This window comes from Humibacter ginsengiterrae (assembly GCF_054780115.1).
This window is the reverse complement of the sequence record NZ_BAAGWY010000016.1, coordinates 30,127-50,991: the sequence shown is the minus strand read 5'-3', so window position 1 is coordinate 50,991 and position 20,865 is coordinate 30,127. Positions and strand designations below refer to the sequence as shown.

Sequence of the window (20,865 nt, the reverse complement as noted above, 5' to 3'; positions counted from 1 at the left end):
CCACCCTTCGGTCGGCCGGTCGACAGAAATTGCGACGTGAAGAGCTAGTGCTGTCGCTACCGGGCGGGCTGCAGCTCGCTGGGCGGCTCCGGTGCGGCGTCGGGCGCGGCCGGCGGCTCGTGCCCATCGGCATCCGCTGCTCCGCGCTTCGCCGCCCGGCGGGCCCGGCGCCGTTCGCGGGCGCCCTCCACGAGGTTGTACAGCGTGGGCAGCACGACGAGCGTGAGCAGCGTGGACGAGACCAGCCCGCCGATCACGATGATCGCGAGCGGTTGCGAGATGAACCCGCCGTGACCGGTGACGCCGAGCGCCATCGGCAGCAGCGCGAAGATCGTCGCGAGCGCCGTCATCAGGATCGGCCGCAACCGGCGGGATGCCCCGTGCCGCACCGCTTCGGGAACCGAGAGACCCCTGTTGCGGTACTGGTTCACCAGGTCGATGAGCACGATGGCGTTCGTGACCACGATGCCGATCAGCATGAGCATGCCGATGAGGGATGCCACGCCCAGCGGCACACCGGAGAGCAGCTGCAGGCCGATGGCCCCGGTCGCGGCGAACGGGATCGAGACGAGCAACAGCAACGGCTGGCGCAGCGACTTGAACGTGGCGACCATGACGACGTAGACGATCAGGATGGCCGCCAGCATCGCGAGCCCCAGCTGTGAGAACGCGCTTCCCTGGTTCGCCGTGACGCCGCCGATGGTTGCGGATGCACCGCTCGGCAGGTCCGCCTTCTTCAGCGCCTGCGCCACCTGCGTGTTGGCGGTGGTGAGGTCGTCGCCGACCGGGTTCGCGGTGACGGTGGCGGTCTGCAGGCCCTTCTGCGTGGTGACGGTGGCAGGGCCCTTCGCGTCGTGCACGTCGGCCAGTGTCGACAGCGGCTGCGGCCCGCGCACCGTCTGGATCGGCAGAGCCTTCAGCTCGTCGACCGTCATCGGCTGATTCTTGTCGGCGATGTAGATGGTGAGCGAGGTGTCGTCGATCGAGACGGTGCCGGCCTGCGTGGGCTGCATGGCCTGCGACACCTGCGTACCCACCGCCACCTCGCTGAGACCGTACTCGGCCGCCGTCGTGCGGTTCACCGTCACGGCGATGTACGGCAGTGTGGAGGCGAGATTGCTCGTCACCTGGTTCACCGAACTCAGCTTGTCCAGCTGGCTCACGACCGAATCGGTGGCCGTGCGCAGATCCCCCTGATTCGACGCCGAGATGTCGACCTCGAGGTTGCTGGAACCGCCGAAGCCGGCACTCGCGGACACCTTCAGGTCTCCGGGCACATCGAGGTTCTTCAGCTGGTTCTGCACCGTCGTCTGCAGGGCGTCCTGGTCGGTGGTGATCGAGAACGTTGCGGTGTTGGCGCCCCCGCCGCCGAAGGCATCCGCCAGCGCACTCCCGGAGGTGCCGACGGACAGCTGAACGGTCTTGATGCCGTGGATGCTCCTCAGCTTCTTCTCCACGACGGTCGCGGCATCGTCCTCCGCCTGCAGGCTCGTTCCGGGCTCGAACCTCTGCGTGACGGAGAGCGTGTTCTGCCCGCTGGAGCCGAGGAAGTTGGTCTTCATCAGCGGCGCGAGCGCGAGCGTGCCGCCCAGCACAAGGACGGCGATGATGATCGTCACCGCGGAGTGCTTGAGCGTGAAGTTGATGATCGGCAGGTATCCGCGCTGCAGGCGGGACGGATGCTCGAGCTCGTCGTGTCCGCTCGCCACGGCTTCCGCGATCGACAGGTGAGCCGCCTCGTCATCTGCAGCGAACTCGGCCTGCTGCTCCGCCGTGAGCTCCGCATCCTTCTTCGCAGCCGTGCGCCGCGCCTTCGCCGCCTGCTTCTCGGCGCGCTTCTGCAGCTTCGCCGGGCTCGGCGGACGCACCCACCAGTACGCGAGCACGGGAACGATCGTGAGAGCGACGAGCAGCGAGGAGAGCAGGGCGATCGTCACCGTCACGGCGAAGGGCCGGAACAGCTCCCCCGTCACGTCGCCGACGAACGCGATCGGCAGGAACACGGCGACCGTCGTCAGGGTCGAGGCGGTCACGGCGCCGGCCACCTCGCGAACGGCGGCGATGATCGCCTTCGCCCGGTCGATGCCGGGCACAATGTGCCGCTTGATGTTCTCGATGACGACGATGGAGTCATCCACCACCCGTCCGATCGCGATGGTGAGGCCGCCGAGCGTGATGATGTTCAACGTGTAACCGCCGGCCCACATGCAGATGAACGTGATGAGCACCGAGGTGGGAATCGAGATGAACGTGACGATCGTCGACCTGAGCGAGAGCAGAAAGATCAGGATGATCACCACGGCGAACAGCAGACCGAGCGCGCCCTCTTCGGCGAGCGAGTTGATGGACTGCTGGATGAACGGCGCCTGATCGAACACCGACGTGAACTTCGCGTTGTGGCCGAGCGCGCTCTCGAAGGCCGACGTCTGCTTCTTGACCTCGCTCGACACCTGAACCGTGTTCGCCGTCGGAGTCTTCGTGACGGCGATCGTGAGAGCGGGCTTGCCGTTCACGCGCGAGATGGAGGAGGTGGGGTCGTCGGTGATGGCGACCGTCGCGACGTCGCCGATCGTGTGCACGACCGGCGTTTGGGCTGCCCGCGTTGCTGCCTGCTTCTGGGCCGCGGATGCACCACTTGTGGCCGAGCCCGGCGAGGATGCACCGGTGGCCGAGCCTGCCGCGGAGCCCGCCGCGGACGATTCCGCGGATGCCGACCCGGTCGACACGAGCGGCAGCGCGGCGATCTGGTCGACCGACGAGAGCGTCGACCCGGCCTGCACCGACAGGGTCTTGCCGTCTGCGGTGATGGATCCCGCGCCGATCAGCACACCACTCTGCTGCAGAGCGGTCTGAATGGACTGCACGCTCGCCCCCGCCGCCGCGAGCTTCGCGGGGTCGGGTGTGATGGTGACCCGCTGCCCGACGGCGCCGATCAGCTGGGCGGAGGCGACGCCATCCATCTTCGTGATCTCGGGCAGCACGAGCCGTTTGATGTCGGCGGCGAGCTGCTTCTCGTTCTCGTCGCTCGTGACCGCCATCTCGATGATGGGCAGATCGGAGATGCTCCCGGCGAACACCTGCGGTTTGACGTTCGACGGCAACCGAGACGAGATGTTGCCGATGGCCTGATTGATCTTCTGCTCGGCCGTGTCGAGGTCGGATCCGTAGGTGAACTTCGCCGTGATGAGCGACTGGTTCGTGCTGCTCACCGCCGACGTGCTGTCGAGGTTCGGCACGTTCTGAATGGCGGACTCGATCGGCGTGCTCACGTCGTTCTCGACGACCTGCGGGGATGCCCCCGGGTAGTTGGTCACGATGACCAATTCGGGGAAGTCGATCGACGGCGTCAGCTCCTGCTTGAGGTTCGACAGACCGATGAAACCGAACACGACGACCACGAGCGTTGCGAGCCCGATGAGAGCACGGTTCTTCATGCTCAGTACGGCGAGGGAGTGCACGTACGGATCCTTAGGTCTGATGTGAAGCAGGGCGAGTTGAGAATCTCGGCAGCGCCGCCGACCGGGCGATTATCGCACCCCACTCTGGACGGTTGACCGCCGTCAACTACCCCTCAGACGACGGCGGCGAGCACCCCCGGTTCGGGCAGCGGATGCCTGGATGCCGTCCGCCACGCCCGCTGCAGCGCCGAGACGGCGCGCTCGACCTGCGACTCGTCGTATGTCAGCGGTAGGCGCAGGAACCGCTCGAACGCGCCGTCCACTCCGAACCGTGGACCCGCGGTGATCAGCAGGCCCTCGCTGCGGGCGGCCAAGGCGAGCTGAGAGCTGACCGGTGCACCGATATTGACCCACGCCGCGAGGCCGCCGTGCACGTGCGGCACGTTCCACTCGCCGAACGCATCGGGCACGACCCGCTCGATCGCCGACCGTCCAGCGGCGAGCGCCAGGCGCCGCTCGGCCAGCACGATGTCGTAGCTCTCGAACAGGGCGGCGACGACGAGCTGCTCGAGAACGGGCGTGCCGAGGTCCATGTTGGCGCGCACGGCGTGCAGCCGCCGCACGGTCTGCCGGTCCGCGCGCACCCAGCCGATCCGCAGCCCGCCCCACATCGTCTTGCTGGCCGAGCCGATCGTGATCACACGCGCGCCATTCGCGGAGGCGGCCAGCGGCGGGTAGGTCCGCGGCCGGTCGATGTCGAGTTCCGCGGGCGTCTCATCCGCCACCACCACTGTGCCCTGCGCAGCGGCCGCATCGAGCACGCGGCGGCGAACGGATGCCGTCATCGAGCGCCCCGTCGGGTTCTGGAAGTCCGGCATCACGTACGCCACCGAAGGGCTCGTGCGCCGCAGCACGGACTCGAACGTCTCCACGTCCCAGCCGTCTCGCGACTCGACGGAGACCGGCGTTGTCACGATGCGTGCGCCCGCTGCACCGATCGCGTCGTACGCGTGTGGATACGTCGGCACCTCGATCAGCGCCCGGTCGCCGCGGCTGACCAGTGCGCGCGCGATCAGCGCGATCGCCTGCTGCGCGCCGACGGTGACGAGCACCTCGTCCGCGTCCGTCGGGAGCCCACGCTCGGTGTACCGTCGCGCGATCGCCTCGCGCAGCACGGGAAGCCCCACGGTGTCGTACCCGGTGTCGCCGAGCAGCGACGCGACCTGCTCGGATGCCCGGCGCACGGCATCCGGCATCATCGACGGTGCCGGCAGCGCGGCCTTGGTGAAGTCCAGGAGGCCCTGAGCCGGAGCGGTGGGCGAAGCCGCCCGGCCGGGAAGCGCCGTGCGGGTGCCCGAGCCTTGCCGGCTCGTGGCGAACCCCTGTTCCCGGAGCCGCTGGTACGCGGCCGTGACCGTGGTGCGGCTGATCGTCAACTGCGCGGCGAGCTCGCGCTCGGCCGGCAGGCGGATGCCGGAGAGCAGCCGGCCGTCGATGACCAGCAGACGGATGCGATCCGCCAGCGCCTCATAGGACGGTCCGTCTGCGCGCCACTCACCGAGTAGTTCCAGCAGGGACCGCGAGCCGATCGACGTCGATGCCATCAGGCCACTTTAGCCGGATTGGCTCTACAAAGACAGGTCGCTTCAGAGATTGGATTCTTTGTATGCAGCCAATTCTCGCGACGACCGGTGGCGTCTCGGCGATAAGGAGCCGGACGCGGCGATGGAGTCTGCGGCCCCTGAGCACTCGTCCCGCGACGCGTGCTCGCCGGTTCACGCAGCTGCTCGCCGGTCTCTTCCTGTACGGCATCGCCATCGCCGCGATGATGCAGGCCGCGATCGGCATCGAGCCCTGGGACGTGCTCTCGCAGGGCATCATGAAGCACACCGGAATCCCGTTCGGCCTTGTGACGAACCTCGTCGGAGCCGTCGTTCTTCTGTTCTGGATCCCGCTCCGCCAGCGCCCCGGCATCGGCACGGTGTTGAACGTGCTGCTTGTCGGGCCGTCGGCGCAGTTCGGACTCTGGGTCATTCCGCAGCCCGATCTGCTCTGGGTGCGCATCCTTCTGTTCGCGGGCGGCCTGCTGCTCATCGCCGTGGCATCCGGCCTCTATATCGGTGCACAGTTCGGTCCGGGTCCGCGCGATGGCCTGATGACCGGCCTGAACACCCGCACCGGTCGACCGATCTGGCTCGTGCGCAGCGGAATCGAGGCCGTGGTTCTGCTCGTCGGGTGGCTGCTGGGCGGCAACGTCGGCTGGGGCACGCTCGCGTATGCGCTGTGCATCGGCCCGCTTGTGCATGTCGCTATCCCGCTGTTCGCGCTGCGGCGCGCGGATGCCCGCGCCGCGGCCGGTGTGGCCGCCTCCGATGAAGCACCGTTGACGAGGGCGACCGTCGCGTTCGGCGCGCCCGCCGCGACCCCGGGGCGTGCGACGACCAGCACGCTCCCCACAGCCGTCGACGGCGAGCGGTGCGACCTGCACGACCGCCTGGTCGAACCGGACGCAGCCACTCGCCGCCGCGAGCCCGCGCACGAGCGCTGGGCCCTTGCCCCGCGCGACTAAGGTCGTGACACGCTCGCTCCGCTGTCACAAATTGTGGGTTGGCCCGCGGCGCACCCGCAATTTGCGACAGCGGAACGACGGCTTGCGACAGCGGAACGACGGCCGACCGTCGCGGCATGCAAGGACGGTGCTGACTACATCGTGTCGGCGTAGACCCGGAACGCGTCTCGCACGTACTCCGCACCCTCGGTGCCGCCGTAATTGGCGGCGAATCGGTCGTCGGCGACGTACATGTCGCCGTAGCCGAGCAGCGTCTGCGCCGTGATCGTGACGCCGGTCGCCGGTGCGGACAGGTTCAGCCAGTCCACGTGACGCCGCACGATCTGCTGCACCCGGTCATCCGCCGGGTCGACGCCGTCGGCACGCGCCGACGCGTAGTCCGCCGCGATGTCGAGGTGCTGCTGCTGGAATGCGCGCTTCTCCTCGTCGGTCTTCGAGCGCCACCACGCGTCGCTCTTCGCGTACGCGTCCTTGCCCCAGCGCTCCTCGACCTCCTGCTTGTACTGGGTGTGATCGAATCCATCGAAAGCCTTCTCGGCCATGACCGCCTCTCCTCTCTCTAGTGCGTCGATGGTGAACTTCACGGATGCCGCCTGCCGCGCCAGCCGCTCCTGCTCGCTTTTCAGCCAGCGCAGGTGGTGGCGCAGCGCGGTCGCCTCGTCGGTCTCCCGCTCGAGCACCGCGCCGATGTCGGGCAGCCTCAGCCCGAGCTCCCGCAGCAGCAGGATGCGCTGCAGCCGCACGAGCGAACGCTCGTCGTAGTAGCGGTATCCGTTGCTGCCGATGCTGCTGGGCTTGAGCAGGCCGATGTCGTCGTAGTGCCGCAGCGTGCGACTGGTCGTGCCGACCAAGCGCGCCAGCTGCTGGATCGAGAGCTCGGCGAACTCGGCGACCGCGCCTGCGGCATCCGTGTCGTTCCTCATGACACTGACGCTAGAGGTTGACGCAACGTCAATGTCAAGCGAGATCCCTGAAGTTCAAGTCGCGCAGATGGCCCTTATAAGCCCGCCATAAGGACCATCTGCGCGACTTGAACTCTCGGGGGGCGTCGCGTCAGGCGGGGAGCGCCGCTCCCGGGAAGCCCGCGGCCGGATGCACCTCGGCCACGAGGACTCCGGCCTGGACCGCCGGATCGCCGTCGATGATCCGCTGCGTCTCCTCCACGCTCCCGGTGAAGACGCCTACTCCGGCGAGCTCGGTATCGTCGCGGATCGGGAGCACCACGCACAGGATGCCCGCATCGCGCAGCTGCATGTTGCGGCGCCCGTGCTCCCAGATGATGTCGCGCGCACCGGGCTCGGTGTAGCGCGGCCCGGTGTGCAGCAGCACGACGGTGTACGACCTGGTCAGCGACAGGTTGTGCCGCATCTCGTCATCGTCGATGGGCCGCAGGTTCAGGTACTCGTCCACGTCACGCCTCCTCGCCTGGGTCGATGCCGCGCACGGCCGTGGAGGGCGTCGCACTCGCATTCTCAGCATCGCCTTCCGCCGCCTCGACGAACCGCGCGAGGATGATCCGCCAGCCCCGCTGGAACGATCCGCCACGGTACCCGCCGGGCAGTGCGCAGTCCTCCCGCAGCTGCTCCTCGCTGAGCATCTCCCAACCGCGGTGCTCGAGATCGACGCGGGTGCGATCGGATGCCTCCTCCGTGAACCGCAGCTCCACCTCCGTCGGCACGCCAGTCACGTTCCACGTCATCACGAAGCGCTCCGGCGGCGCCCAGTGCAGCAGGATGCCCCACTCCCGCTCGGTCCCGTCGTGCCACGTCTCGTAGACCCGGCCTCCCACGCGACGCTCGAACGTCACCGAGGCGACGGCATCCTCGCCCATGGAGAACGGACGCAACGGCCACCAACGGTCGATGGTGCGCACGAAGGTGTCGAAGACGGCCGGCCGGTCGCGCCGCACGACGACGCTGGTGCGAATCGGTGGACGCTCGAACGCGACGACGACTCCCGTGCCGTCGCGGACATCCTCTTCGATGCTCATCGCGCCTCCTGCTGTCATTTCCGTGGCGCTTCCTCCGGCTCAGCCTCCGCGATGCGTGCGGCGTTTGCAAGAGCCGCACCCCACAGCTCGTCGAGGAACCGGCGCAGGCCGGCCAGCCCCTCCGCGCGGGTGCGGTACAGCCTTCGCGTGCCGTCCCTGCGCTCGGCCAGCAGTCCGGCATCCTTCAGCACCGTCAAGTGCTGGCTGACCGCCGGACGCGAGACGTCGAACGTGCGCGCGATCTCGCCCGCGCTCAGCTCCTCGGATGCCACGAGCCGCAGGATCGCGCGTCGTCGCGGCTCCGCGACGGCCCGGAGCACGGCGGATTCCTGATCGTCAGCTGGCGAGGCGGCGGCCGCTGCCGCTACGCCCACAGGCCCACCGGGGTGCCCTCCGGGTCGGCGAGGATCGCGAACCACCCATAGTCGGCCGGCAGCTGTGTGGGCGGAACGAGCACGCTTCCGCCGAGCTCGACGGCCTTGTCGAGGCTGGCCTGCAGGTCGTCGACCCGCACGTACACGGTCGTGCGCGGCACGTCGCCGTGCTCCGGCTGTCCGATGCCGCCCGGAATAGCGCCCTCGCCGCCGCCCGTGTCGACCAGGGCATACCCACCGCCCTCGGCCGGCTGCGTCGTCCAGCCGAACAACTCGCTGTAGAACTTCACCGCTGCCTCGCTGTCGCGGGCGGTGATCTCGAACATCGCCACCGGCTGTCCCATGATCCTCTCCATTCGTTAGCGTTAGCTAACGTTAGTGCACGCCTACTAATGCCGTCAATACCCGAGCTTGCGCGACGGTGAAACGCGATATATCGTGTTCTCAAGCATTCGCGATATATCGCGACTTGAGAAAGGTACTGGACATGGCACAGGAACGCTGGATCGTGAATCCGGGAGAGAGCAAGACGATCGACTTCGAGATCGTGCGCACACTGAAGGTGAGCCTGATCGGCGGGCGCGTCGACGTCATAGGCCACGACGAGCCCACCGCTCGCGTCGAGGTGAACGGCGTCAGCGGCAAGGAACTGCTGATCTCGATCGACGGCGACACGCTCGAGGTCGACCACCCGCAGTGGCGATGGGACAACTTCATCGACGTGTTCCGCTCCTGGCGGGGCAAGGCGACCGCCGACGTCACGGTGCTCGTACCGCGCGACGTGGTGCTCAAGCTCGGCGTGATCTCGGCCGTCGCGCTCGTCAGCGGGCTCGTCACCGACCCGAAGCTCAACACGGTCAGCGGCGAGATCACGGCAGACGGCATCGTCGGCGACCTCGACCTCAACACCGTCAGCGGCGAGCTCACCGCCCGCGGCCACCGCGGCGAAGTCACCGCGCACACAGTCTCGGGCGACCTCACGGTGTCAGGAAGCGTCACCAAGTTCTCCGCCGACAGCGTGAGTGGCAACATCTACCTCGACCTCTTCGACGTTCCCTTCGAGGTGAAGACGAACTCCGTGTCCGGCGACCTCACGATGCGTCTCGACGAGAACGTCGGTGTCCGTTATCGCATCAACACCGTGAGCGGCATCGCGCACCTCGACGGCACCACCGTGATCAAGGGCTCGATGGGCAAGACCTACACGAGTCAGTCCGGCAATCTCGAGGGCAAGTGGCTGGACGTCTCGGCCAGCTCCGTCTCGGGCAACATCTCCGTGGTCCGCAGGCGTGCCGACGACTCGGCGCGGAGCACGACGGATGCCGCCGGCGGCGCCGCATGACGCCCGCGGTGTTCTCCCACGGCAGCCTGCGCCTGTACCTGCTCAGCCTGCTCGACGAGTCCCCGAAGCACGGCTACGAGCTGATCCAGGCGCTCAGCGACCGGTTCGGGGGCACGTACAGCCCCAGCGCCGGCACGATCTATCCGCGGCTGGCGAAGCTGGAAGAAGAAGGACTGGTCACCAAGACCTCGGTCGGACGCAAGACGGTGTACGCGATCACCGACGCGGGCCGCGAGGAGCTGCGCACACGGGCATCCGAGCTCGACGACATCGAGAACGAGGTGACCGACTCGCTGCGCCGCATGGCCGACGAGGTACGCGCGGGCGTCAACCAGGCGATGAAGAGCCTGCGCGCCGACCTCGCGGCCGCGGCACGCGAGGCGAAGGCCGACGCGAGGCAGTTCGCCCGTGAGGCGCGCCCGGAGGATGCCGTGCCCGACGCACGCGCGGAGTCGCGGCTCGCGCTCCGCGAGGCGGAGATCGTGCTCAACGAGTTCCGCCAGCAGGTGCGCGCGGATCTGCGACAGGCATCCATGCGCGACGGCATCCCCGCCGCGGCGATCGCCGCGCTGCGCGATAACCTGTCGCGCGTGCGTACGGAACTGCTCGGCCACCTCGGGCGCTGACGCGCGCCCCGACGCGCCCGCGGCCCTGATGCCTCGGGCGTGTCACTCGGTCGGCGTCGCGCTCACGCGCGGTCGGACTCGCGGATGCTCACGCCACCCGCCCGGTTTCTGTCACGGTTCCGTTGGGGCAGTGCAGATACACGTGCCCTTCCTCCTTCTCCGAGACGTGACGGGCGAGAGCCTCCCCGCAGAGCGGGCAGGCTGTGCTGAGCGGCGGCTGGGCGTCGTAGGGGCCGAGCGGGGCGGATCCCAGCACCGGGACCAGCTTGCCGTCCAGCCACTCGACCGCCTGTGTCAGACCGTGCCTGTGGATCGTTGCGCCACCTCTGTTTCGTGGCATGCCATCAGCGTAGGTCCGGTGCCCCGGCATGCACCCCACCGCAGCGAACATGCGGAATCCGAGGCCTTCCCGATATAACGCTGGGCATTGGCTTCGCGGGATGACGCACCGACTTGACAGGCATTAGGCAGGTAGTAGTGTCGTCCCTCGTGACAAATGAGGGGAAGGTCCCCGGGCTCGACGGTCGCTCTGCAAAACGGTGGCTGATCGGGGAACCTCTACCCAGCGAGAAGCTCGAGGGGCAGCTCCTCCCCAAGCATCTGGCTCTGCCGATCTTCGCGAGCGACGCACTCTCGTCCGTGGCGTACGCGCCGCAGGAGCTCATGATGGTGCTCCTCGTCGGCGGTGTCGCGTTCCTCGCCTACTCTCCGTGGATCGCCGTGGCGGTCATCGTGCTCATGCTCACGGTGGTCGCCTCATACCGGCAGCTCGTGAAGGCGTACCCGTCCGGCGGTGGCGACTACGAGGTCGCGCACAAGAACCTGGGCGAGAAGGCCGGACTGGTCGTCGCCTCCGCTCTGCTCGTCGACTACGTGATGACCGTCGCGGTGTCGGTGGCCAGCGGTGTCGACAACATCATCTCCGCCCTGCCGTGGTTGAGCGGGTTCCGCGTCGAACTCGCTGTGGCGTTCGTCGTGCTCATCGCCGGCATGAACCTGCGCGGCGTACGCGAGGCGAGCAAGGCGTTCTCGATCCCGACCTATGTCTTCATCGGTTCGATCGGCGTGATGATCGCGACCGCGCTCATCCGCACCGCACTCGGGGTGGCACCGATCGCCGAGTCGGCGCAGTACGCGGTTCGCTCTGAGGGCCTGGCACAGGCGGCGATCGTGCTGCTCCTGCTTCGCGCCTTCTCGAGCGGATGTTCCGCCCTCACGGGTGTCGAGGCGGTCGCCAACGGGGTGCAGGCGTTCCGCACGCCGAAGATCCGCAACGCGCGCACCACGCTGCTCATGATGGGCGGCATCGCCATCTTCCTGTTCGCCGGCCTGATGGCGATCTCGCTCATCAGCGGGGTGCACTACGCGGAGAATCCGTGCGACCTGATCGGCTGGAAGCAGTGCGCGACCGAGCCGCAGCGCTCCCTGATCGCGCAGCTGGCATCCGCCACCTTCGGCAACAACTCCGTTCCGTTCTTCATCGTGCAGGCGGCGACCGCGGTCGTGCTGCTGCTGGCGGCCAACACGGCGTTCAACGGATTCCCGCTGCTGGGTTCCGTGCTCGCCCGCGACTCCTACGCTCCCAAGGCGCTCTCCACCCGCGGCGACCGCCTGGTGTTCTCGAACGGCGTGATCGCGCTGGCGCTGGCGGCGATCATCCTGCTGGTCATCTACCAGGCGAACCTCACCAACCTGATCCAGCTGTACATCATCGGCGTGTTCGTCTCGTTCACACTCGGCCAGTCCGGAATGGTCAAGCACTGGATCACCCTGCTGCGCGACAGAGAAGCGCGACGGCAGGCGAGGGACCGGCCCACGATCATCCGCAGCATGTCGATCAACGCGTTCGGCGCCATCCTCACCTTCAGCGTGCTCGTGGTCGTGACGATCACGAAGTTCACGCACGGCGCCTGGCTCGTGTTCATCATGATGCCGGTGCTGTTCCTGCTCATGCTCGGCGTGAACCGGTACTACCGCGACGTGGCGAAGGAGGTCGAGGTCGACCCGACCACCACGTTCGGCTCCCGCGGCGACCACGCCATAGTGCTCGTCGGCAAGATGCAGAAGCCGGTGCTGAAGGCGCTCGACTACGCCATTGCGGCGCGGCATCAATCGATCGAGGCGATCCACATCTCGGTCGACGAGGAGTCCACCGAACTGCTGCAGCAGCAATGGCACGACATGAACATCCATGTGCCGCTCACCGTCATCGAGTCGCCGTACCGTGACTTCGGCATCCCGCTGATGAAGTACATCAAGCATCGCCGCGAGGAGCACGGGTCCGAGGTGACCACCGTTTACCTGCCGCAGTACATCGTGGGCCACTGGTGGGAGGGGCTGCTGCACAACCACCGCGCCCGCCGCATCTCGAAACAGCTCATGATGATCCACGGGGTCACGATCGCGCTCGTACCGTGGCTGCTCGACTCGTCCGAGCTGATCTACGGCCGCCGGTCGCGGCCGCTTCCCGGGCAGGACCGCCGCGGAGAGCCGATCCGGGCCATCCCGCGTCGCCCGCTCGCGCCCGCTGCGCCGACGGCGGCGGGACGTGGCAGGCGGGATGCCTCGACGCGGTCGTCCGGGGCGGGTCCCGTCGACGGCGCGTCGGTCCCGAACGGCGAGAAGCCCGGCGGCGGATCGGGCGACCAGCGCAAGCAGACGCACGTGGGTCGTCGCTGAGCGCTCCGAGCGGGCGCGCGGCGTCCGGCGAAGGAGGAACCGTGTCGTTCACGGACCCTGACGAACCTGTACCTGTCGAGTTGCGTACCGAGGAGTTCATGCTGCGCCCCATCACGGCCGATGACGCAGAGAACGACTACCGAGCCGTCATGGAGACGCGGGAATACCTGCGGCTGTGGGAGCAGTCATCCTGGCCGGCGGGCGACTTCACCGTGGAAGCCAACCGGCAAGACCTCGCGGGCCTTGAAGAACGCCATGCTGCGCATCGTGCGTTCACGTTCACCGTGCTCGACCCCACCGGCACCGAGTGCCTGGGTTGCGTGTACGTCTTTCCGACGAGCGCCAAGTTCCTCGCGAATTCCGCCGTCACCGCCGTCACCGCCGATAGCTGGTCGGAGGTGGATGCCGTCATCTACTTCTGGGCGCGTCTCGCCCGCATGCAGACCCGCATGGACGCACGCCTCTTGGCCGCGCTCCGCCGGTGGTTCGCCACCGAGTGGGCGTTCCGAACGCCCGTGTACGTCACCAACGAAGAGTTCCGGCAACAGGTCGAACTCCTCGAGAGCACGGATCTTGCGCTGAAGTTCGAACTCGTCGAGCCCGGCAAGCCGGGCAAGTACCTGGTCTACGGCTGAGCGGCGTTTCGGCCTTCGCGTCCTCGAGTGCGACCGGCGTCATCCGCAAGTGACACGGATGTCGTTCCGCCGTCGCACCGGCTCACACCGTCGGCCGACGCGGAGGGCTCCGTCCGCTCGCCAAAGTGAAGGCATGCAGAAATCCCACCGGAAACTCACCGCCACCGGCGCCGTCTCGCTCGCCCTTCTGATCACCACCTCGCTCGCAGGCTGCAGCGCTTGGGCCGGCTCCCGCCAGGGCTATCTCGTGTTCGACGACAAGGGCGAGGCGGTCAGCGAGGGCGGCAAGGATGTTCCTGCTTGGCTCCCCGACGACGCCACCGGCATCACTCTCGACTACCCGGCGACCGGGTCCGGATATCTGATGAAGTTCGCGTCGGCCGCCGGAGTGCCAGTCTCTGCGTCCTGTGCCGTCGGACCCGAGAACGAGCCCCTGAAGCCCACGATCTCGGCGGACTGGTGGCCGAAGCAGCCGCTGACCACCGACCGCCGTGTGTGCGGCGCAACGCAGGTCGCGCGACTCGGCAACGAGTGGTACGCGTGGGCGAACGGCAGTTAGCCTGGCCAGATGAGCCCGTCGTCGAAGTCGGAGACGTTCCTCGAGATCGATGGGCTTCAGGTGCGCATCTCGCATCCCGACAAGGTCGTGTTCCGCGACCCGGGGCTGACCAAGCTCGACCTCGCGCAGTACTACATCGCGGTCGCGGAGGGAGCGCTGCGCGGTGCAGGCGGTCGCCCCATGGTGCTCAAGCGGTACGTCAAGGGGCTGTCTCAGGAACCGTTCTTCCAGAAGCGGGTGCCTCCCGAGCATCCGTCGTTCATCGACACCGCGACGCTGCACTACGCGAGCGGCACGTCCGCTGAGGAGACGGTCGTGCGGGATGCCGCGGGGCTGGCATGGGTGTCGAACCTCGGCTGTCTCGACCTCAACCCGCACGCGGTGCGCGCCGAGGATCTCGAGCATCCGGACGAGCTGCGGGTCGACCTCGACCCCATGCCCGGCGTGGACTGGTCGCAGATCATCGACGTGGCCTTCGTCGCCAGGGAGGTGCTCGACGACCACGGACTCGTCGGCTGGCCGAAGACGAGCGGATCACGCGGGCTGCACATTCTCGTGCGGATCGCGCCGGAGTGGGACTTCGCAGCTGTGCGCCTGGCAGCCGAAACGCTCGCGCGGGAGGTCGAGAACCGGGCGCCCGGCCTTGCGAGCGCGCACTGGTGGAAGGAGGAGCGCGGCGAGAGCGTCTTCGTCGACTTCAACCAGAACGCGAAGGACCGCACCGTGGCATCCGCGTACTCGGTGCGCGCGCTGCCGGATGCCCGTGTGTCGACGCCGCTGGACTGGGACGAGGTGCGCTCCCGCCGGCCCGACGAGTTCACCGTGCCCACCGTGCTGCGCAGGTTCGCCGAGCGCGGCGACGCGCACGCCGGCACCGACGAGGCGGTCGGCTCCCTGGACGGCCTGCTCGCGCTCGCCGAGCGGCTCGGCCCTGCGGAGAAGCCGCCGCGGTCCGGCGACGGCGGCGGCCGACGGGTCTCGGCGATGCCGCTGATCGAGATCGCCCGCACGAAGACGAAGCCGGAGGCGATGGCAGCGCTCGAGCGGTGGAAGGCCGAGCATGCGGATGCCGCGGCTCGCCTGCATCCGGCAGACGAGCTCGTCGACGGCATGCGCGGGTCGAGTTCGCTGTGGTACCGGGTGCGGATCAACCTGCAGCACGTGCCCGAGGCGGAGCGGCCCGAGCAGGGGCCGTTGCTGGCGGATTACGATCCGTGGGCCGGACGGGAATGGCCGGGGCGCTAGACAGCGCCCTGGGCGCGTGGGAGACCTTGTGATTTCGCTGCCGCTCGCCGCGAGACTAGGTGATCGCGCCGAGTCCAGGGCTCTGTGCACCTAGTGTCGTGCGCATGGCCAGTCTCGCGCAGGGGCCCGCGTCGCGCTCGCGGATGCTCAGCCGGCGTCGGGGACTACCGGCGGATGCGAGGCACGCACGACGAGTTCGGGCGTGCCGATGAGGGCGGAAGCGTGAAGGTAACGCCGAGCCTCAGAGCAGTGCCATGATCTGGCGGGCGATCACCCGGCCTGATCGGTTCGCGCCGATCGTGGAAGCGTACGGGCCATAGCCGGCGAGGAAGATGCGGGCATCCGTCCATACCTGCCCCGACTCGACCTGGTAGCCGCCTTCCTTCTCGCGCAGCTTGAGCGGAGCGAGATGGCGCAATTCCGGGCGGAACCCGGTGGCCCAGATGATCGCGTGCGCCTGAGTGAAGGATCCGTCGGACCAGCGCACCCCCTCGGGCTCGAGCGAGACGAACATCGGGCGTTCCTTGAGCAGTCCGCGCGAGATGCCGGCCGCCACCTTGCGGGTGAGCGGCACGCCGGTGGAGCTCACCACGCTGGGCAGGGCGCGACCGGCGCGGGCGGCGGCATCCGCGTCCCTTACCGCGGCGACGCCGCCCTCGATGGTGCGCACATGGTCGGTGCTGAAGTCGATCGGGCGGCGGGATGCCCATGACACGCTCGCGGCGACATCCTCGAGCTCAAGAAGGAACCCGACGGCGCTCGTGCCGCCGCCCACCACGACGACATCCTGCCCGCGGAACTCTTCCGCAGAGACGTAGCCGTTCGTGTGTACATGCCGCCCGCGGAATGTACCAGCTCCGGGGTAGTACGGCACGAAGGGCGCCCCCCACGTGCCGGTCGCGTTGACCAGCACATGCGTTGCGGTCTCGCCCGCGTTGTGCTGCACGACGAGGTCGGCTCCCCGATTGACGACCGACGTCACCGCGACCGGACGATGGACCTTCAGCCCGAAGTGATCCTCGTACCGCCGGTAGTATCCGGCGACGATGTCTTTGGCCGGCAACGTGCGGTCGGCGGTCTCGAAGCTGATGCCCAGTTCGGACATGCCGGGCAGATCGTTCACCTTGTGTGCGCTGCCCAGACGCAGGGCGTCCCAGCGAAACTGCCATGCCCCACCTGTGCCCGGTCCGCGATCGAGCACGACGAAGTCCAAGTCGGGCTCGAGCTGGAACCGTCGCAGGTAATACGCCACCGCGAGGCCTGCCTGACCAGCTCCGATGATCGTCACCTGAGTGCGGGCGGGGACTGGGTACACGGTATATATCATCACGGACGACTGGGAACGTGGCGCCGGGCTGATCAGGGGTCCCATGCTAAACTTGCCGCTAGTTTTCGTTTCCCGTCCAAAGTCCCGAGAGTGCGTGAATCGCCCCGGGCCTGTCATCGTGAGGGGGTCTCGCATGGGGCGCGGCCGTCAGAAGGCAAAGCACACCAAGATCGCTCGCGAGCTCAAGTCGTACAGCCCCGCCGTCGACTACAACCAGCTCGAGCGCGAACTCACCGGGCACTCCCACGACGAGGAGCGCTACGCCGCGTGGGCAGACTACGAGCCGAGCGGTGAGCGCGACGACGACTACGAGCACCAGGAGCGCTCGGCCGGCTGAGCCGTACACACATCGCAAACGCGCATCCCCGAGGGGGTGCGCGTTTTGCGTATGCCGTCGGCGCACGTTCATAACTCCTGCAGATCGGCGGGATCGAGACGTAGCTGGGCGGCATCTCCCGGATGCGCGCCGACCGCGGGTGATTCTGCAGGAGTTACGAACGGCTGGCGGCGGCCGCCGGGAGCGTCAGAGCCAGCCGTTGGCGGATGCCTGCGCCGCGGCATCCGCCCGGTTGCGTGCGCCGGTCTTGCCGATGGCAGCCGAGAGGTGATTGCGCACGGTGCCCTCTGAGAGGTGAAGTGCTCGCGCGATCTCGTTCACCGTTCCACCGCGCGCCGCCACCCGCAGCACCTCCGTCTCGCGCTGCGTCAGCGGCGAGACACCGGATGCCAGCGACTCGGCCGCCAGCGCCGGATCCACGACCCGCAGACCCTGGGCCACGCGCCGCACAGCGTCGGCCAGCTGCGCGGCCGGCGTGTCCTTCACGACGAAGCCGCTCGCGCCGGCCTCCATCGCGCGGCGCAGATATCCGGGGCGTCCGAACGTCGTCACGATCAGCGATCGGCACGCCGGAAGCCGCCGATGCAGCAGTTCGGCCACCGCGAGGCCATCGAGGCCGGGCATCTCCACGTCGAGCAGCGCGACCTGCGCGTCCGAGTCGCGGGCGGCATCCAGCACCTCGTCGCCGCGACCCACCTGGGCCACGACCTCGAGGTCGGACTCGAGGTCGAGCAGGGCCGCGAGTGCTCCACGCACGAGCGCCTGATCGTCGGCCAACAGCAAACGGATCGATTCGGTCACGCCGCCCCTCCCGCGCCCCGCGCCCGCACGGCGACGACGGTGCCGCCGTCCTCGCCCGGCTCGATCGTGACCGTCGCGCCCACCTTCGCGGCTCGCTCCCGCATGCCCTCAAGACCGTGACCGTCCCGCCCCGGCGACGACGTTCCGCCGGGCCCCGTCACCGCCATTCCGCGCCCGTCGTCTCCGATGATGATCGCTCTCTTCTCGAACGCCACCCAGCAGTTCTTCGCGCGCGCATGACGCACCACGTTGGTGATCGACTCCCGAAGCACCCACGCGAACGTCTCGCGCAGTTCGGGCGAGACCACATCGGCGGATGTCGGCAGGTGCGGTGCGACATCCGCCGCGACGAGTGCCGCGTGCGCCGCCGAGAGCTCGGTCGCCAGGGTCATCGCCCGGTATCCCGCGACGGATGCCCGCAGGTCGGCCAGCGCTGCCCGCGTGAGTCGCTCGATATCGGCCAGTTCCGACTTGGCGCGCTCCGGATCCCTCATCACCAGCTTGCGCGCCAGCTCGCTCTTCACCGTGACCACGGTGAGGGAATGCCCGAGCACGTCGTGCATGTCGCGGGCGAAGCGCTCCCGCTCGTCGACGACGGCGAGTCTCGCGATCTCGCCCTGGGCATCCCGCAGCTTCTGCATCGCCTGCAGCTGCTGACCGAAGGCGAACATCATGATCCCGATGGATGCCGTCAGGGCCGCGGCGTACCAGTACACGCCGAACGACCCCGTGAATCCCATGACGGCCAGCTGGGCGACGCCGATTCCGACGATGGTCGCGATCATGAACCAGCGCGGCTGCCAGCTCATGGCGGCCATGACGGGGACGTAGATCCAGAACCAGATGATGTCTTCGCCGATGAACGGGATGCCAAGGCACGTGACCCCGATGAACACCAGGTAGCCGATGCCGGAGGCGTACCAGGGGCGTCCCCACATCAGCGGCGGCATGACGAGGTAGAGCGCGGCGATCAGCACGATCAGCACCGTCAGCAGCACGGATCCCGCGACATCGCTCTTGCCGGACCAGATCAGGACCAGCGGGATGACCAGGTAGACGAGGCCCCACACGGAGCTGCGGTACCAGCGCTTCGCACCAGGGTGGCGCAGCCTTGCGACGCTCTGCGCCAACGGACCCTGGGTGGGCATCCGTGACTCGATCGACGCGTTCACACTCTTCAGCGTAGGTGCGGCCGTCACTGGCGCGCCGCGTCGCGGCGGTAGCGCCAGACGATGAAGGCGCCGAGCACGAGCGTCCAGCCGAGCAGCACCAGCACGGGCTCCAGCACGTTGCCGGAGAGGTCTGCACCCATCTGACCGAGACGGTTCAGCCAGTACGAGGGCACGACCTGCGCGATGTTCGTCATCCAGCTCGGCAGCACCGAGAGGGGCACCCAGAGGCCGCCGAGGATGGCCATTCCGAAGAAGATCACCATGAACAGCGGCTGCGCGTACTGGGGCCTCGCGAACTGGCCGATCAGCACCGAGATGAACGCGAACGGGATGACGCCGAGCCAGAGCCCGAGCGCCGCCATCGTCCAGCCGCCGAAGCTCAGCGACGAGTGGAAGACGATCACGGAGACGATGATGAGCGCGACGATGCTGACCAGTGCGACCGAGAGCGCCGCCACGACCTTCGACACGAGGTAGCCGACGCCGGAGAGCGGGGTGATGCGGAGCTGTCGGTTCCACCCGACGGAGCGCTCGGTCACGATGGTGAACGCCTGGCCGAGCGCGGCCATCATGCCGCCGTACCCGGCCATCTGCACCGTCGTGACGACGATCCATGGCAGTCCGGTGACCTTGTCGACGGCGCCGTTCGCCCCGTAGATGCCGCCGAACAGCAGCAGCATGACGAGCGGCACGGCGAACGTGAAGACCGTGTTCCGAACGTTCTTCAGCTGACGCAGGGACTCCAGTCCCAGGTAGGCGATGCTCATGAGCGGTCTCCGATCAAAGTGGATTCGTGCACGGTCTCGACGTGCTCGGCCTCTGGTGCCGGCAAGGTCCCCGAGGTCTCCGCAGCCTGTGTCAGGGCGAGGAACGCATCATCCATGGAGTGAGCGGTCACCTCGATGTCGTGCACGTCGCGATGGTTGGAAAGCAGCGTGCGCAGGGCGGCATCCGAGTCGTCGCTCACCAGCGACAGCACGTCGCCGCGGTGCTCGACACTGCGAACGCCAGGCAGCTCGTACAGCTCGGCTTCCACCGTCGGCGTCCAGACGAAGTCGAAGGATGCCCTGATGCGCCGGCCCGACACCACCGCCTTCACCTCGCCGGGGGTGCCGTCGGCGACCACGCGGCCGCCCGCCATCATCACGATGCGGTCGGCGTAGGCATCCGCCTCGTCGAGGTAGTGGGTGGCGAAGACGACCGTGCGGCCGGCATCCGTGAACTCGCGCATCGACTGCCAGAACGTGCGGCGCGCCTCGACGTCCATAGCCGCGGTGGGCTCGTCGAGGAACATGAGGTCAGGATTGGAGACGATCGCGACGGCGAACCGAGCCCGCTGCATCTGGCCGCCGGAGAGCTTGCTCACCTTCTGCCTGGCGATCTCGGTGCACTTGGCGCGCTCGAGGGCCTCGGCGACCGAGAGCGGATGCCTGTGCGCGGCCGCGATCAGCGCGACGGCCTGGCGAACCGTGAGGTCGGGCAGCAGCGCGCCGCCCTGCAGCATGGCGCCGACGCGCCCGGTCTCGATGGCAGCGCGAGGGGAATCGCCGAACAACTCCGCGGTGCCCGCCGTCGGTGTTGCGAGTCCGAGTGCGAGGTCGATGGTCGTCGACTTTCCGGCGCCGTTCGGGCCGAGCAGCGCGACGACCTCGCCCGAGCGGATCGTGAGGTCGAGGCCGTCGACGGCGGTGATAGCGCCGAAGGTCTTGCGCAGGCCCTGCAGCCGGATGGCCGGGGTCTCTGTGGCTGGTGTCGTGTTCACGCTTCCATCGAAGCTGCCGATGGATGCCCGTGCCTCGGCCGTGCATCAC

General features: G+C 68.1%; 21 protein-coding genes. 8 read left to right on the top strand and 13 right to left on the bottom strand.

The features are described 5' to 3' along the window. Nucleotides 1-56: 56 nt before the first annotated feature. Both ACYVII_RS16330 and yczR read right to left on the bottom strand, forming a co-directional pair. Nucleotides 57-3,458, bottom strand: coding sequence for an efflux RND transporter permease subunit (locus tag ACYVII_RS16330; RefSeq protein ID WP_460537039.1), 3,402 nt, complete (start codon nt 3,456-3,458; stop codon nt 57-59). Between the two features lie 113 nt (nt 3,459-3,571). Beyond that, nucleotides 3,572-5,002: an aminotransferase-like domain-containing protein gene (yczR, locus tag ACYVII_RS16325; RefSeq protein ID WP_460537036.1), complete on the bottom strand. Its 1,431-nt coding sequence runs from the start codon at nt 5,000-5,002 to the stop codon at nt 3,572-3,574. Nucleotides 5,003-5,064: 62 nt separating this feature from the next. Between yczR and yczE the strand changes: the two genes are divergently transcribed. Further along, on the top strand, nt 5,065-5,967 hold the full coding sequence (gene yczE, locus ACYVII_RS16320) for a YczE/YyaS/YitT family protein (protein WP_460537034.1): 903 nt from the start codon (nt 5,065-5,067) through the stop codon (nt 5,965-5,967). Between the two features lie 134 nt (nt 5,968-6,101). Here yczE and ACYVII_RS16315 read toward each other — a convergent pair whose 3' ends face one another. The 5 genes from ACYVII_RS16315 to ACYVII_RS16295 all read right to left on the bottom strand — a co-directional run bounded on the left by ACYVII_RS16315 (nt 6,102) and on the right by ACYVII_RS16295 (nt 8,675). Then, the gene (locus ACYVII_RS16315; RefSeq protein ID WP_460537032.1) at nt 6,102-6,890 is read right to left on the bottom strand and encodes a MerR family transcriptional regulator; all 789 of its coding nucleotides are present in this window, start codon (nt 6,888-6,890) and stop codon (nt 6,102-6,104) included. Between the two features lie 130 nt (nt 6,891-7,020). Next, complete coding sequence (locus ACYVII_RS16310) at nt 7,021-7,377, bottom strand: hypothetical protein (RefSeq protein WP_460537030.1); 357 nt, start codon at nt 7,375-7,377, stop codon at nt 7,021-7,023. A 1-nt stretch (nt 7,378) separates the two neighbouring features. Next, entirely contained in the window at nt 7,379-7,957 is a 579-nt protein-coding gene (locus tag ACYVII_RS16305) for an SRPBCC family protein (protein WP_460537028.1), read from the bottom strand. A 14-nt stretch (nt 7,958-7,971) separates the two neighbouring features. Further along, nucleotides 7,972-8,277, bottom strand: a complete 306-nt coding sequence (locus ACYVII_RS16300; RefSeq protein WP_460537026.1) for an ArsR/SmtB family transcription factor — start codon at nt 8,275-8,277, stop codon at nt 7,972-7,974. 44 nt (nt 8,278-8,321) lie between these two features. Further along, complete coding sequence (locus tag ACYVII_RS16295) at nt 8,322-8,675, bottom strand: VOC family protein (RefSeq protein WP_460537024.1); 354 nt, start codon at nt 8,673-8,675, stop codon at nt 8,322-8,324. 143 nt (nt 8,676-8,818) lie between these two features. Between ACYVII_RS16295 and ACYVII_RS16290 the strand changes: the two genes are divergently transcribed. Beyond that, entirely contained in the window at nt 8,819-9,673 is an 855-nt protein-coding gene (locus tag ACYVII_RS16290) for a DUF4097 family beta strand repeat-containing protein (RefSeq protein WP_460537021.1), read from the top strand. After that, complete coding sequence (locus tag ACYVII_RS16285) at nt 9,670-10,299, top strand: PadR family transcriptional regulator (RefSeq protein WP_460537019.1); 630 nt, start codon at nt 9,670-9,672, stop codon at nt 10,297-10,299. Before ACYVII_RS16290 ends, ACYVII_RS16285 begins: the two co-directional genes overlap by 4 nt. A gap of 88 nt (nt 10,300-10,387) precedes the next feature. Here ACYVII_RS16285 and ACYVII_RS16280 read toward each other — a convergent pair whose 3' ends face one another. Then, the gene (locus ACYVII_RS16280) at nt 10,388-10,639 is read right to left on the bottom strand and encodes a hypothetical protein (RefSeq protein ID WP_460537017.1); all 252 of its coding nucleotides are present in this window, start codon (nt 10,637-10,639) and stop codon (nt 10,388-10,390) included. A gap of 149 nt (nt 10,640-10,788) precedes the next feature. Here ACYVII_RS16280 and ACYVII_RS16275 point away from each other — a divergent pair, with 149 nt between their 5' ends. From ACYVII_RS16275 to ACYVII_RS16260, 4 genes are all read left to right on the top strand, one after another. Next, on the top strand, nt 10,789-12,978 hold the full coding sequence (locus ACYVII_RS16275) for an APC family permease (RefSeq protein WP_460537015.1): 2,190 nt from the start codon (nt 10,789-10,791) through the stop codon (nt 12,976-12,978). A gap of 41 nt (nt 12,979-13,019) precedes the next feature. Continuing rightward, on the top strand, nt 13,020-13,613 hold the full coding sequence (locus ACYVII_RS16270) for a GNAT family N-acetyltransferase (RefSeq protein ID WP_460537013.1): 594 nt from the start codon (nt 13,020-13,022) through the stop codon (nt 13,611-13,613). Between the two features lie 133 nt (nt 13,614-13,746). Then, entirely contained in the window at nt 13,747-14,172 is a 426-nt protein-coding gene (locus tag ACYVII_RS16265) for a hypothetical protein (RefSeq protein WP_460537011.1), read from the top strand. A gap of 9 nt (nt 14,173-14,181) precedes the next feature. Next, nucleotides 14,182-15,417, top strand: a complete 1,236-nt coding sequence (locus ACYVII_RS16260) for a DNA polymerase domain-containing protein (protein WP_460537008.1) — start codon at nt 14,182-14,184, stop codon at nt 15,415-15,417. Nucleotides 15,418-15,658: 241 nt separating this feature from the next. Here ACYVII_RS16260 and ACYVII_RS16255 read toward each other — a convergent pair whose 3' ends face one another. Continuing rightward, nucleotides 15,659-16,732, bottom strand: coding sequence for an NAD(P)-binding domain-containing protein (locus ACYVII_RS16255; RefSeq protein ID WP_460537006.1), 1,074 nt, complete (start codon nt 16,730-16,732; stop codon nt 15,659-15,661). 145 nt (nt 16,733-16,877) lie between these two features. Between ACYVII_RS16255 and ACYVII_RS16250 the strand changes: the two genes are divergently transcribed. Further along, the gene (locus ACYVII_RS16250) at nt 16,878-17,081 is read left to right on the top strand and encodes a DUF3073 domain-containing protein (protein ID WP_460537004.1); all 204 of its coding nucleotides are present in this window, start codon (nt 16,878-16,880) and stop codon (nt 17,079-17,081) included. Nucleotides 17,082-17,267: 186 nt separating this feature from the next. Here ACYVII_RS16250 and ACYVII_RS16245 read toward each other — a convergent pair whose 3' ends face one another. Genes ACYVII_RS16245 through ACYVII_RS16230 form a run of 4 tightly spaced genes read right to left on the bottom strand, consistent with a single transcriptional unit; the run spans nt 17,268 to nt 20,816 of the window. Then, nucleotides 17,268-17,882 carry a response regulator transcription factor gene (locus ACYVII_RS16245; RefSeq protein WP_460537003.1) on the bottom strand — a complete coding sequence of 205 codons (615 nt, stop codon included), beginning with the start codon at nt 17,880-17,882 and terminating at the stop codon, nt 17,268-17,270. After that, nucleotides 17,879-19,054 carry a sensor histidine kinase gene (locus ACYVII_RS16240; protein WP_460537001.1) on the bottom strand — a complete coding sequence of 392 codons (1,176 nt, stop codon included), beginning with the start codon at nt 19,052-19,054 and terminating at the stop codon, nt 17,879-17,881. The genes ACYVII_RS16245 and ACYVII_RS16240 overlap by 4 nt, the downstream gene beginning before the upstream one ends. 23 nt (nt 19,055-19,077) lie before the next feature. Beyond that, nucleotides 19,078-19,821, bottom strand: coding sequence for an ABC transporter permease (locus tag ACYVII_RS16235; RefSeq protein WP_460536999.1), 744 nt, complete (start codon nt 19,819-19,821; stop codon nt 19,078-19,080). Beyond that, nucleotides 19,818-20,816, bottom strand: coding sequence for an ABC transporter ATP-binding protein (locus ACYVII_RS16230; RefSeq protein ID WP_460536996.1), 999 nt, complete (start codon nt 20,814-20,816; stop codon nt 19,818-19,820). The genes ACYVII_RS16235 and ACYVII_RS16230 overlap by 4 nt, the downstream gene beginning before the upstream one ends. Nucleotides 20,817-20,865: the final 49 nt, after the last annotated feature.